Origin of the sequence: Fibrobacter sp. UWB5, assembly GCF_002210295.1 — a bacterium.
Lineage (GTDB): Bacteria > Fibrobacterota > Fibrobacteria > Fibrobacterales > Fibrobacteraceae > Fibrobacter.
Genome location: NZ_MWQH01000004.1, coordinates 156,283 through 170,964 on the forward strand (window position 1 = coordinate 156,283; position 14,682 = coordinate 170,964).

A 14,682-nucleotide genomic window follows, 5' to 3' on the forward strand; every position below is an offset into this window, starting at 1 on the left:
TATATTCAAGGTATGTCTTCACCTTCTGCTATTGTCGCCAAAATTCGGCAAGAAGCCGCCCTCTTTGATTCCAAAGACCGTTTACTCAGTTTTTCGACCAAGAACGACTTTCAGTCTCCCCTGATTACCGAAGCCGGAGACCTCTTCTACGAAAAATGGGTACAGGCTCAAGGGCCGCTTCCCCTGGAATCCTTTTTCCAGGTTTCCCAGAATTTTACGGCGCAGCAAAAGATTACCGCCCTCGATTCCATTTCGGCGGTACTCCGTCAAAAGCTCGACGATCTCGGTGAGACCGACCTTTACCTGCTCCTCGGCTTTTTAAAGTGGGACGGCAACGCCCTGGCCCCGAGCCTTTTGGTTCCGCTCGACTACGACGCCACCAAGGGCACGGTTTCCATTTCCAAGCGTACCCCCATCGAAAACATCATTTTGCGCGAACGCCTCAAAGACACCGTCGCGCTCCCCACCGCCGAAGATGCCATCATCAACGGCAAGTTCAGCCTGCTCCTGTATTTTTCACAATTTGAAAAGGCCATAGCCGGCGAACGCAACTGGCGATTCACCCGCCACGGGCTCTGCCTCGGATTTTTCAATACCAACCTGCTCGCCCTCAAGAAGCGGTTCAGCAAGGGTTTCTCCGACAAATCCATCGACGGGAACCCCATCCTGGCATCCCTCCTTTGCAAGGAAGGCTTCCAGACCCAGGAATCCCTTTTCGAAGAGAAGGATTTCGACAACGTCTTTTCTCCCGCCGACCACCACTTCCTTTACACCACCGATTCGCATACGAATAAAGTGACGGTGGATGCCGAAAACGAGAACGCCTGTGCCTACGCAATCCAGACGCTCCCCGGCACCGAAAAAATGAAGGTGGCCGCAAACATTGTCGCCGACGAAATCGCCCAAGGCAAAAAAGTTCTGGTCGTCCACAAGCGTGCCGTTACCAAGCGCGCCTTCCAGAACGCCTGGCGCCCCGCCTTCCGCAGTTTCCCGGACTGCGACCGCAATGCCCTTGAACAGAAAGTCCGCGCCATGCGCAACGGATTCCTGGAATACTACAACGCGGTCAACAAGCCCATTCCGCCCACCAACGTGGTGCTTTCGGACTTGCTGCGCGAATTCAAGGACGTAAGGCCGCCCAAGAAGAAGTTCCCCGACCGCATTTTCCGCGGCATCGGCCAGCTGGATTTTGACGGCTACCAGGAGCTCAAGAAAGATATCCAGGTTCTGTCGGAACTCTATTTCGACAAGAAGGGTGTCGAAGCCCGCAAGGCTTTCCGTGGCGTAAAGATTTCAAGCCTTTCTACCGAACAGCAGCAAGTCCTTTCCGAAGAACTCCGCTGCGCTGCAGAAAGCGCACAGAAGCTCACACCGATTATCCAGAAAATGGAATCGACCGGGCTCTTCCCCACAGGCATATTCCTGTCGAGCATGATCGACATTCTCGAACTGTTGCGCGATAACTTTGACGAAAACACGCCGACGTTCGAAGACTGGCAGCTGCGCAGCCACAACTGGCACGCCTACAAGGACACCCTCATGTACCTGCCCGAAGCGGGCGACAAGTGGGTACGCTACCGCAGGCAGACCTCCGACATTTACACCGACAACGCCGTCGACGAAAACATCCAGAATGCACGCGACGACTTTGCCGAATGCCAGCATATTTCGCTCAAGGGCCTTTCGGAACGTTACCGCTCTTCGCGCAAGCGCCTGATGCAGGTCATCCGCAAGCCCAAGACCGTCGACTCCGACGCCAAGCTTCTGGACTTGATCGACACGCTCCTCGAGCTGCAAGCCAACAAGAAGACTTACAAGGAAAGTGCTGTCCTCGGCAATCACTTGCTCGGACGCGACTGGCACTTCGAAGGTTCCAACTGGGTCGAACTGAATCAGAAAATTCAATTCCTTTACGCCTTCCGCGAAAAGCATCAAGACGATCCTAGACTCGATCTGCTGCTGCAGCTGCTGGAACAGTGGCACAACTTCAAGGACCTGCAGCCGGAACTTTCAAACCTCTGGAATTCCGTCATCGAACTCCAGACATCGATCAAGCAAATCAACAAAGACTTGGATCTCGAGACCCCGCTCGAAAGCCTGAGCATCGAAAAATGGCTCGGCCAAATCCAGGTATGGAATGACAACTGGAGCCACCTCGACGTCCACCTGCAGCTGACGGCGCACCTCAAGAAGATGGAAGGCTACTGCAACACGGCCCTCATCGAATACCTCAAGGATCCCGAAAACGCAGACGCCGACTTCAGCAGCGCACTCGCCCATTACTGGACCGGCGCCCAGATTCAGGCGGCCACCAAGGAATGCCCCGTGCTCTTCTCGGAATCCCCGAAGACCAAGGCGCAAAAGAGCAAGGAATACCGCACGCTCCTGGACCAATTCTGCAACGCAAACTTCAAGGAACTGCACAACGCCGTCGATGCCGACCCAAGCGTTCTCGTCGTCGATGAACTTTCCGACGCGCTCAACATTCCCGAAAAGCAGACCTTCGACATTTCGATTATTCTCGACGCCGACGCCATCTCAATGGTCGAAGCATTGCCGGTCCTGCTTGCAGCCCCCAAGACCATTCTCATTGGCGACCCGCACAACCCGAGTCACGACTACCTGCCGATCGACGCCTTCCACGAAGAAGCCATCACACGAAGCGCCTTCTTCCAAGAAAGCATTCTGACGGCGGCACTGCGCCAAGGTGCTCCGACCAGGGAACTCTGGTTCACCTCGCAGTACAGCGACCCGGCAATCGTCACGTTCGCCAACGAACGCATTTACAATCACGGGATCAAGCAGTTACCGCCCCCGAACAATGAAATCTTCAAGGGCATTTCGATCAAGGAAGTCTCCGACAAGATCGAAACGATTGCGCTTACGGCAATCCGCCACGCAGAGCGCCATCCCGAAAAGACTCTCGGCATCATCGCTTTCCACCAGTCTACCTGTCAAGAAATCGAAGACGCTATTCGGGCAAGACTTTCTGCAGGCACACCTGCAGCCGCCTTCTTTGCAAGGCCGAATGCTGATATCCGCTATTACGTCAAGACGCCCGAACGCGCCGTAGACCAGTTCCGCGACACCATTCTCTTGTGCATGGAAGCCGAAGGCGCAGGCGGTCTCGACCACAAGATTGCAGTCTGCTCGACACTTGCCAAGCGCGAACTCCGCGCCTTCATTACCGAAGCCGACCTTGCTAAAATCGCGTCGCAAAAGAATTCGCTCTTCCGCGAATGGCTCAACTTCTTGCAGTCCAGACAATATGACCCCGTGGTCGACATCGAACCTGCAGATTCTCCGCTCCGCAGCGAAGTCATCGACGCCTTGAAGAACGAAAACATCCTGGTGCAGGAATACTCCTCGAAGGGAGGCATTCCCGTGGGCCCGGTCGTTATCGACGCAAACAATCCCACGCATTTCCTGGCGCTTGTCGAAGACGACTGCACCACGGAACGTTTCCGCGATTCTATCGAAGACCGCGACTACGTGCGTCCGCAGATTCTGAAGCAGCTCGGCTGGAAGGTCATGAACCTTTGGTTGCCGTTCTGGTACATGTCCAACAAGGACGAAGTCGGGCACCTTCTCGCAACGCTCGCCATCGAGCAGAGTGTGGCTCCCCCGCCCACCGTCGACGCCGAAGAGGACGACGGTTCCGAAGTGTTTGACGCCGCCTCGAAGCCCATGACAGAACCTTACGTGGTCCAGCATCCGAAAATCGAAGGCACGGCCCACGACAAGCCCATTGCGGAACTCCCGACTGCAGCACTCATTACGCAGCTCAAGTTCTACGTAGACTCGGAAGCCCCGATTCACGAAGAAATCCTGAAGCAGCGCGTTCTGGAACTGCACCATGTCGACAGAGCGGGCCCTGTGCTCCAGAAGGCACTTACCGAAGCGATCCTCCAAGGCTTGCAGAAGAAGCGCTTTATCAAGACCGGACCGTTCTACTACTCGCTCAAGGCCAAGGAACCGGTGGCACGCAACCGCGCAAACCGTCCGGACTTTGAACGCAAGCTCGCTTACGTGGCGCCCGAAGAACGCTCCCTCATGCCGCAGAGTATGGATGAACACGCCATCAAGCAGGCAATGGGACTGTTAGAATAATGTGAAATGTGCGTGCGGCTTCGCCGCAATGTGTAATGTGAAGTGTGAAATGTGAAATTACACATCTCACATCCCACATTGTAATTACTTCACCTTCACGACGAAAGCGGTAATGTTGTAGGCGGACAGTTCGCGAGCCTTGTCTTCGGCGGCTTTCTTGTTACCCCAGCCACCGCCACGGAGCTTGTAGAACGGGGCGTCGAACACCACCTGGACCGCATAGCCAGTGCTTGCAGAAAGCTGGGCGCGGCGACGCTGGGCGGCATCGAAATCAGCCACCGATTCAAACTGGAGCATGTAGTAGCCGTCAGACTTGGAAGCCTTGGCAGCGGCCTTCGGCATAGCATCATTCTTGGTGCTAGCGCTATCGCGCAGGGAGGCGTTCAAAACAGGTTTGTATTCCTTGCCGCGGAAAAGGGTATCCAAATCGGTCGGTTCGGCGGCAAAGGCCAAAGCGCAAAAACAAATAACAGCTAAAATCTTTCGCATGTCCTAAATATAAAAAAAGGAACGGATTTTATCCGTTCCTTTTTTCAAATCTGTTCGTCAGATTCCTAGTTGCTAGAAGCCTTCAGGTAATCCGTCACAGGCTTCGGCGAGCGCTTGATGCCCCAGACAGATGTGCTTTCCTGCTTAGCTTCCTTACCGGCAGAACCGAGCTTCACGTAAGAATTGAGCTTGACGATGTAAGCACCGGTACCCACCATGCGGCCCTTGTCGGAACGCATGTTCCAGCCGATGAAGAAGTTACGGTCGTTGCCAGCATCGGTGCAAAGTCCACCGTTGAAGTACTTTTCAGAGTTCTTGCTGTCGTCGCAGTAGATCTTCTGGCTCTGGCCAGCCACGAAGCCACCGAGGTTCGTGTAGTACTGGACTTCGTAGTAGAAGAAGATGTCACCAGGTTCAATTTTCTTGCGTTCTTCTTCGTCGAGACCGTTGAACAGAGCGTACATGTCAGCCTTGACAAAGTGACCAGGCTTGCCACCTTCAGCAGCCATGACTTCGTTCTTGGTCATAGTCGTACGGTAGGCGTTCACAGTCACAGCCGGCACCTTGTCGCCAGACGGGCCGTTAGCCGTAGAAGCGAACTTGTTTTCAATCACGGCGATTTCAGCGTCACCCGTGACCGGCACCCACATAGACGGGAGTCTCTTCGTTTCGTTGTAACTCGTCGGAGAGTTCCAGTAGTAAGCCGCATCGGAAACAGCACGGAGCGTGTCACCACCCAAGTTCGTCAGGTCAGTCGTATCGGACCAGAAGATGTTGGACAGGTCGCCACCCAAGCGGACATAGTCACCCACGTGCGGAGAAATGTCGCCGCGCAAGTACATGTACTTGATACGGCCTTCGCCCTTGGCAGAGCCCAAAGCAGGTTCGTTCTGAGCAGTCACCTTGGCAGAGGTATTGCCCAAAGCAGACACGAAGCGGTTGGATTCCGGCAGGTCGATTGCAGAATTCAAGTAGAAGTCCAGAGCGTCCTTCCTGTTAGAGGTCGTAACGAGCTTGACCGGTTCAGACATAATGATCACGAGGCTGTCGTAGTCTGTCAGGTCGTCACCATTCTTAATGGTTCGCACTTCAGCACGCAGCGGCACCGGAGCAATACGGTCGGTCAAAGCACCGGCAAAGCCCTGCTTCATGTTCTTACCCTTATCTTCGAAGACAGCGTAAGAATGAACCTTACCCACACCAGCCGTCTTGACGGCTTCGGAGAGCGTGAGGCCACCAATCGTAATCAAGTTGGTGCAGTAGCCGCCCTTACCGTTGTATTCAACCGGGTTAGAGCAATCGATATTGTCCGTAGACACTTCCATCAACTGGTTACAGGTAATGGCGGTATCCTTCGTAATGGTAGAATAGCCTTCCTTATACGGGTTATGGTTTTCAGCCGAAGCAGAATCCCACATCACGCAAAGCTTGGTCGGCAAGGAGTCCTTGTGGATCGGACGGTCATAGTAAATCGCAATGGAGTCGCCGATACCATCGAGGTATTCCTGAGACATGCTGAAGTACGGGTCCGGAATCTTGAGTTCCAGAGAGGGAGTCTTTCCCTTCACGTCGAACACGTCAGCCAAGACCGGATACGGAACCGGAGGATCGCGGAAGTAGATCGGGTTGTAAACGGCCTGCACAAAGTCGTTGTATTCGGCAACGATCGTTGCGGGGCTGTTGATAGAAGGATCCGTATCCCAACGATACTTGGTCAGCGCACGCACAGAAATCGTGGCATAGCCACCTTCAAAGGTGTAAACACTGTCGATGAACTGAATCTTCGGAGAGGTCTGAGACCCCATGTGGATCGCGAGGCCATCGCATTCAGTCAAGCAAGCGCTATAGCTACCGTCTTCATTGGGCTTCAACACGGCGAGGTACAAGTCATACACAGAGCCGACCCAAAGTTCATCGTAAGCGCCGTCCGAATTCGGAGTCTGGCCCTTGACGGACTTGGCGTTAGCACCTTCTTCCGGAATCTGTTCAATGAACGTGATCTGCGGCAGATAGAAGCTAATCGACACGGTATTTTCACGGCCAGTCACACCCACCTTGAAGGTCTGGATCGAATTGGTCATGTTGTCCATGTCAATCGTCGCATAGAGAGTATCGACACCGGATTCACCGATAACACGCTTCTGACCAGAGGTGAGTCTTACGCGAGCCGTAGAGCCATCGGCCAAGGTAGAATCGTAGTAGAGTTCCAGCACCTTGTCGTAGGAGAGCGTGTATTCAACACCGGCAGCATCCTGCGGGAAGATTTCGACACCCTTCGTATTGCCTTCGCCAGGAGCCACAGAAGACACATAGACCGGAATATATTCGCCAGCCATAGCGGTGGTCTGCAGGTTGTACTTACCGCCCGGAATATCGACACCGTTCGTATCCTTGGCGACACCGTTTGCGTAAATCACGTCGACTTCGCCACTCATACGGAAGGTTGCCACCTTCTTGGACTTACCATCGATGTTTACGAACAAAGTGTAACGGCCGCCACCCAAGCACATCTTATCCTTGTCCACCTTCGGGGCAGTGATAGAGGTCAGGTCGACACCGCACTTGTACACTCCCGGAGTAGAGACATTTTCAAAGCCCGGCACCGGTTCAGAAGAAGGAAGGTTTCCGTTCACAAGGGTATAGGAAATGCTCAGGTTTCCTTCAGAAATCATCTTGTCGCCGCAATAGGTTTCTTCCTTGTCGTCACCCGTCATGGCAGCAGCGCAAGAGCCGTCACCCGACTTGGTGTAGCAGATATTGTAAGACGTTTCGGCCGGATTCTGCTTGTTCTTGGTACCCTTCACGTCGATAGCGGTCTTCTGCATAATGTACATGTTCGTCTTGATACGCACGTTACTCATGGTGGTACGGCGGTCGCAGAAGAAGATATCGAGGTCATACTGGTTACCGGCAACAAGTTCGCCGCTCTTGCCCTTGAACTTATCCAGGTTCACATACCCCGGAGCGGCCAAGTGAGTACCACCCAGGTCCACAGCCAACTGGTTATCAATGAACACCCAAATGTCATCGTCGCCGCGGAAATTGAACTTCAGACCCGGCTTATGAGTGAACTTAGCGTGAGATTCAAAGCAGAACTGCTGGTTACGGCCACCTTTACCATTCGCAGTTTCCTTAGACGTCCAACGCGGAGAGCCTTGTTGATTTGCAGGAGGGGCACTTTCTGTTCCATCACTAAAGAATGCCCAGCCCTTCGGGGCGTCGTTCGGGCAGCTCCATCCGAAAACACAATCGTTCGGGGCCGCCATACTAAAGTGTTCCCTAACAACAGTTTCAGTTCCTTCACCATCAGCAAAGAGGCCATCACACTTGATACCGCCATCCCAACCCGGACCACTGCAAAGAACATCAATTGCAGGAATACCTTCGTCAGGATCATCGGCACGGAGAACCGGACCATAGAACACCGGACCTTCAGCCGTACGCTTGGTACGTGCCTTGGCAACCGGAGTCTGAGTCGGGTCCGCAGCGAGAATAGAAGCATCATCCGTAGCTTCGACCGGGTAGAAACCACCCTGAACCGAAAGTCCCGGACTGGTGTAGTAGTCAGAGTCGAATTCCCACTTACCATCAGAAGAACGATGGAACGGCATATCGAAGCAGCTCTTTTCGTTCACGCCCTGAGTGTAGTTGAACAACTGGTTAAAGTACTTGTCATCCATAAAGCACTTCTTACCTGCCGTAGTCAATTTCGGCTTTCTCATAGACTGCGGAACCGTTTCATCAAGAGTTGATTCCACAATACCCGGAGTTACACCAATACAAGCGTTAATAGCCGCAATAGCGGTCGTCTTGTCAACGCCCTGAGCAGCAGTACCACTCATAGCCTGGCAGCCTTCGCCACCCTGAGACCAACAAGAGAATGCCGGATGCAAATCCGCATCGGTATCGTAAATAATAGCAGCCATGGTGTAAGAGCAGTTGCCTTCAATGCCATCCACTTCGGCGGCGCTATAGTAGTAACCGTCGTCATTGGTCTTCTGTTCTTCGTCCGGGACAAAGAACAAGGAGTCCACCATGTTAAAAATCATGTTCAAGGCAATCGGCTGGGCCGTGGCAGCGGTTTCCCAGTTGCCGTTCACGCCAATCATGTCTTCGCGATCAGTATCATCATCACGGAAGAGCACCACGTTGTCCGTGATTTCTTCGTTGAAGAACACGTAGGAATACCATCCGCACATGCCATCCACGGCCTTCATCGGCTTACCGGTCTGGCCGCCATCCGTACTGAGCATCGGCACGGCAGACATCCACTCTTCGTAGTCAGGCGGAATCATTATAAAGAAATATTTTGCGTCAGGCGGGTTTTCGCTAATCACGGGCTTTTCCGGATCCGTCGGATTCGGGAAGATGTAAAGGTCGCCCGTCTTGCTACAAGGAATACCGGCATTCTGAGTACAGCTAGCCTTGTCGTATTCAATGCCCGTAATGCCTGGCTTCTGGCAGTAGTCGTTGTTTGCCGAGGCAATAAAGAATGTGGTGTCTTGTCCCTGAGCAATAAGGGAGGACGAAACCGTCCACCAGCCATCGGCTTGTTTTTTAAAGGGAACAAACTTGCCACCACCGGCGGCATAAGCTTCTGTCCAAGATGCAGGGGCTTGCAAATAAACGGTACCTTCGGCACAAACCTGACCGTTCAACGCAAATGCGCTCTGCACTCCAGCGAAAAGCAGACAAACACCCAACGCCCACTTGACCAGGAGGTTCATTTTGTTCATTTTCATTTTAGTTTCCATCGATGGTTTTCCTTCCAACATAGAATGGCAAAAAGGCAATCCTTTTTTGAAATGCCATAGACCGCCCTCAAATTTACTCTTTTTTGCGGAAAAAGCCAATTTATTTTTTCTGATTTTTTGTGAATTTTTAGTTCCTTTTGTGTACAAAAACTTATAAAAACGAAACAGCGTGAGTTTTGTCACAAGAAAAACAGCTAGTGTAAAATTATGTTTTCAACACACGGGTTTCAAGCCTGATCCATATAAAAAAGGAATGGATTCGTTCCATTCCTTTTATTAGCCATAAATCGATTAATTTATTCGGCAACAGCCTTCATGTATCCCGTATCGGGTTTCGGCGAACGTCTGACGCCCCACACGGATGTACTTTCTTGCTTAGCACGCTTACCGGCAGAACCGAGTCTCACGTAAGACTTGAGTTTCACGATGTAAGCACCCGTACCCACCTGGCGACCATTGTCAGAACGCATGTTCCAACCAATGTAGAAGTTACGGTCGTTACCGGCATCGGTACAAAGTCCGCCACCGAAGTACTGGATACGTTCACCCGTTTCCGGATTGATTTCGGTATTCTTATTGTCATCGCAGTAAATCTTCGCGGTCTTGCTCGCTACAAAGTTACCCAGGTTGGTATAGTACTGGACTTCAAAGTAGAAGAACACATCCTGCGGCAAGATCGAGGCACGTTCTTCCGGAGTAAGGCCATTGTACAAGGCATACATATCTGCCTTGACCAAGTGACCGGGCCTACCACCTTCTTCAGCCCAAATTTCAGCCTTGGTCTTGGTCGTGCGGTAAACGTTCACAGACACGGCCGGAGTCTTTTCGCTGCTCGGGACGTTTGCTGTAGAAGCATACTTGATTTCGTCCACGGCGATTTCGGCATCGCCAACCACCGGAACCCACATCGAGGGCACGCGCTTGGTTTCGTTGTATGCCGTCGGAGAATTCCAATGGTATCCAGCGTCATCGGCAGAGCGCATCGAAGCGGCATCGGCGGCAAGCGCGTTGATGTCAGTCGTATCAGACCAGAAGACATTCGACATATCACCAGCCAGGCGCACATAGTCACCCACATGCGGAGAAACGCTGCCACGCAGGTACATATACTTGATACGGCCTTCACCCGTCTTGGCATCAGTGCCCAAAGCCGGATCACTCTGGGCAGTCACCACAGAAGAGCCGTCGCCCAAGGCAGATACATAGCGGTTCGATTCGGCCAGTTCAATGGCAGAATTCAAGTAGAAGTCCAAAGCCTGCTTCTTGTTGGAAGACGTTACCAACTTAACCGGTTCAGACATCACCACCACAAGGCTATCGTAGTCGGTCAAGTCGTCACCGTTCTTAAGGGTACGTACTTCGGCACGCAGCGGCACAGGCGCCATACGGTCCGTAAGTTTACCGCTAAAGCCCTGCTTCACCGCCTTACCCTTGTCTTCGAATGCCGCGAAAGAATGGACCATGCCAATACCGGACGTCTTCACCTTTTCGGACAGGGTCAAGCCGCCCACCATAATAATATTGGTGCAGTAACCGCTATCAGACGGTGCAGAACAGTCAATGTTGCTTGCATCAAGCGACACGAGTGCGTTACAGGTAATAGCGGAATCCTTCGGCATCGTCGAAATCTTTTCTTGGTACGGGTTATGGAATTCAGCCGTAGTGGAATCCCACATCACGCAAATCTTGGACGGCAAGGAGTCCTTGTGAATACGGCGGTCGTAGTAAATGGCCACGGAGTCGCCGATACCATCCAGGTATTCCTGCTGCATGCTAAAGTACGGAGACGGAATAGCATGTTCCAAGGTCGGCAATGAACCGCGGGCATCGAACACGTCTGCCAAGACCGGGAACGGTACCGGCGGATCGCGGAAGTACATCGGGCTATACACGGCCTTCACGAAGTCATTGTATTCAGCCACGATCGATGCCGGGCTGTGGATTGACGGATCCGTATCCCAGCGGTACTTGGTCACCGAGCGAATCGATATCTTGGTATAACCATTTACAAAGTATGCTTCTGTCTGTCCTTCATCCCACATAAAGTCAATCTTCGGGGAGGTCTCAGAGCCCTTATGGATGGCGACACCATTGCACTTTTCAGTACAAATGCTGTAGGTTCCATCCAAATCCGGGACCAGGATTGCCAAGTACATATCGTAAATGGTACCGACCCAGTTTTCATCGTAAGAACCGTCAGCCTTCGGAGTCTGGCCCTTGACAGGGACTGCGACTTCGTCTTCGGTTTCCGGAATACTCTCGATGAACGTAATCTGCGGCAGGTAGAAGTAGAGTGTCAGCGGAGTCGGTCTGCCAGAAACGCTGATTTCGAACGGCGTAATCGGTTGCTGCAGGTTTTCCATATCAACCGTCGCATAAAGCGTATCGATACCGGCAGGGCCAATCGTCTGCTTTTCGCCGGAATGGAGCTTCTGGTATGCTTCTGCACCCGTAGTCGGATCGACAACCTTTCTGTACACGGTCATCATATTGTTATAGGCAAGCGTATATTCCATGCCGGCAGCGTCATCCGGGAAGATTTCGAGGTCATCGGAATCGGTACCAGGAGCGACGTTCGACACATAGATCGGAATCATTTCGCCACCCATGGCAATGGTTTCCACATTGTACTTACCCTTCTGAACGACGTCGCCGGTTTCTTCATCCACAGAAATGGCGTTACCATTCTTGTAGAGCACATCCACTTCACCGGTGGTCTTGAAACTCATGACCTTCTGGGACTTGCCATCGATGGTCACGAACAAGGTGTAATAGCCGCCCGGCAAGCAGGTGCTGGACTTGTCAACCTTCGGTTCTACAAGGTTCGTCAAGTCGATACCGCACTTGTACACGCCCTGGACATTGACATTTTCAAAGCCGGGGACAACGTTTTCGGTAATCTTCTTACCGTTCACGAGCGTGTAAGAGGGAATTCTACCCGATTCAAGAATTTCGATACCGCAATAGGTGGCACCGTCTTCGGTACCCGTCATGGCAGCGGCGCAAGAACCGTCGCTTGTCACCGTAAAGCAAAGGTGGTCGTAAATCGTTTCGGCGGGATTCGTCGGATTCTTTTTACCCTTCACTTCGATAGCGGTCTTCTGCATGATGTACATGTTCGTCTTGATACGCACGTTACTCATGGTCGTACGACGGTCGCAGAAGAAGATATCCAAGTCATACGTGTTGCCAACCACCAAATTCTGGCCATTATAGCCCTTGAAGCTGTCTAGGTCCACATAACCCGGAGCAGCCAAATGCGTACCGCCCAAGTCCACAGCCAAGGTATTGTCGATAAACACCCAAATGTCATCGTCACCGCGGAAGTTGAACTTCAAGCCCGGCTTAAATGTAAACTTGGCATGCGATTCAAAGCAGAACTGCTGGTTACGGCCTCCCTTGCCGTTCGCCGTTTCTACAGATTTCCAACGAGGTTCATTGGCATCACTTCTTGCAGCCGGAGTTTCTGTTCCACTCACAAAGAAGGCCCAGTCTTCAGGAGCATCTGCCTTGCAGCTCCAACCAAAAATGCATTGGCCAAACTTAGGCGAAAGTTCCGCATCCGTTCCGGTACCATCCGCAAAGAGGGTTTCGCAATCCCTGCCCTTGTTCCAACCCGGGCCATTGCAAAGAATATCGATTTCCGGCATATCTTCCGCCGCATTAATTTTACGAAGGGGCGAAGAATAGAACACCGGGCCTTCGGCCGTACGCTTGGTACGGGCAGCAGCCACGGGCACCTGATTCGGGTCAGCCAAAAGAATGGACGCATCCGTCGTATTTTCTACCGGGTAGAAACCTCCCGGCACGGTAAGTCCCGGGCTGGTATAATAGTCAGAGTCGAATTCCCACTTGCCATCCTTTGCTCGCTTGAACGGCATGTCAAAGCAGCTCTTTTCGTTCACTCCCGGAGTATAGTTGAACAGCATGCCAAAGTAAGAGTCATCGATAAAGCAGTTCTTACCCTTCGTACTCAATTTGGGCTTTCTCTGGGACTGCGGAACCGACGGATCAAGTTTGCTTTCGACAAGCCCCGAAGTCACGCCAATACAGGCGTTTACAAGTTGCTGAGCCGTCGTCGCAGCAATGCCCAAGGCGCCATTCTGGCAACCTTCGCCACCACCATCCTTGTAGCAAGAGAAGGCCGGGTGCAAGCTGGCATCGGAGTCGTAAATAATAGCAGCCATGGTATAGGAGCAAGTTCCTTCGATACCGCCGACTTCAGCCTTACTATAGAAATAGCCATCCGGGCTATCGCCTTTCTGTTCTTCGTCCGGAACAAAGAACAAGGAGTCAACCATGTTCAAAAGGAATCCCAAAGGTATCGGCTGGGCCTGATCCTCTTCTTCCCAGTTGCCGTTCACACCAATCATATCTGCACGTTCAAGGTCATCATCGCGATAAAGCACCACATTGTCAGAAATATCCTGACCCACAAACACATAGGAATACCAACCGCACATATCGTTCACAGCCGTCATGGGAGAGCCGGTCAAGCCCCCATCAAAACTGATCATCGGAACGGCAGACATCCAGTCTTCCATTTCAGGCGGAATCATCACGAAGAAATACTTTGCACCAGGAGGATACTTTCCGGTAAAGGTTTTGCCCGGGCTATTGGGATTTTCGGTCACATATACATGTTCGCCTTCACCGGGGCAACGGAGAGAGGCGTTATTGATAAACCAACTGTTATCGTTTGTATTCAGCGGCGTAACAGCAAACGCAGTACTGGTAACACCTTGAAAAGTTGCATTCACCGAAGCCTGATTTCCTATAGCGAAAAAGGGGCTTTGGTTATCCGTGATACCCAGTCCTTCCAGGTCATATTCATAGAAACCATCGGCATTCAATGTCATTTTTCGAGTAAACTGGACATTTTTACCGCCAATATAAGCTGTAGTCCAGTCATCCGGAGCCTTAAAGTACACCGTACCTTTACAGGTGATCGGGTTCTGGCTCTGTTGCCCTTGAGCCCAAACCCCTTGCACCCCCGCAAAGAGCAGGCAACAGCCCAGGGCATATTTCCACAACGACATTTTCCACAAAGAAAATTGTGTATCTCTCTTCATATGACTTCCTTAAAGCTGGGTACACCAAAAAGACCGGCCTTTTTGGGACACCACAACCTACGTAAAAATATCCTTTTCTTTACAAAAAAGCACATTTTTTACTTTTTTTTTCATTTCACGGCCCGTAATGTTGCAGACAAGCGAAAAACCTCCTTAAAATTGCCGAATTTCGCCATTTCGGGTACTTTTGTTAACAGACGTTTACCAAAAAGGCCCTTCAAAAACAGGCAAAAAACCGATATGCAAATCACGCAAAA

General features: G+C 52.0%; 4 protein-coding genes. 1 reads left to right on the forward strand and 3 read right to left on the reverse strand.

The window, feature by feature from the left end; all coding sequences use genetic code 11:
• Positions 1-12: 12 nt before the first annotated feature.
• Positions 13-4,110, forward strand: a complete 4,098-nt coding sequence (locus B7989_RS07880; RefSeq protein ID WP_088627985.1) for a hypothetical protein — start codon at positions 13-15, stop codon at positions 4,108-4,110.
• A gap of 84 nt (positions 4,111-4,194) precedes the next feature.
• Here B7989_RS07880 and B7989_RS07885 read toward each other — a convergent pair whose 3' ends face one another.
• From B7989_RS07885 to B7989_RS07895, 3 genes are all read right to left on the reverse strand, one after another.
• Complete coding sequence (locus tag B7989_RS07885) at positions 4,195-4,599, reverse strand: SPOR domain-containing protein (protein ID WP_088627986.1); 405 nt, start codon at positions 4,597-4,599, stop codon at positions 4,195-4,197.
• 65 nt (positions 4,600-4,664) lie between these two features.
• Positions 4,665-9,341 (reverse strand): fibro-slime domain-containing protein, encoded by a 4,677-nt coding sequence (locus B7989_RS07890; RefSeq protein WP_158212882.1) that lies wholly within the window; start codon positions 9,339-9,341, stop codon positions 4,665-4,667.
• A gap of 308 nt (positions 9,342-9,649) precedes the next feature.
• Positions 9,650-14,392 (reverse strand): fibro-slime domain-containing protein, encoded by a 4,743-nt coding sequence (locus tag B7989_RS07895; RefSeq protein ID WP_233144313.1) that lies wholly within the window; start codon positions 14,390-14,392, stop codon positions 9,650-9,652.
• Between the last annotated feature and the right edge of the window lie 290 nt (positions 14,393-14,682).

Bases quoted from the DNA above. Each gene is read 5' to 3' on its own strand.
- B7989_RS07890 (WP_158212882.1), bottom strand. From the start codon at position 9,341: ATGAAAATGAACAAAATGAACCTCCTGGTCAAGTGGGCGTTGGGTGTT.
- B7989_RS07885 (WP_088627986.1), bottom strand. From the start codon at position 4,599: ATGCGAAAGATTTTAGCTGTTATTTGTTTTTGCGCTTTGGCCTTTGCC.
- B7989_RS07895 (WP_233144313.1), bottom strand. From the start codon at position 14,392: ATGTCGTTGTGGAAATATGCCCTGGGCTGTTGCCTGCTCTTTGCGGGG.
- B7989_RS07880 (WP_088627985.1), top strand. From the start codon at position 13: ATGTCTTCACCTTCTGCTATTGTCGCCAAAATTCGGCAAGAAGCCGCC.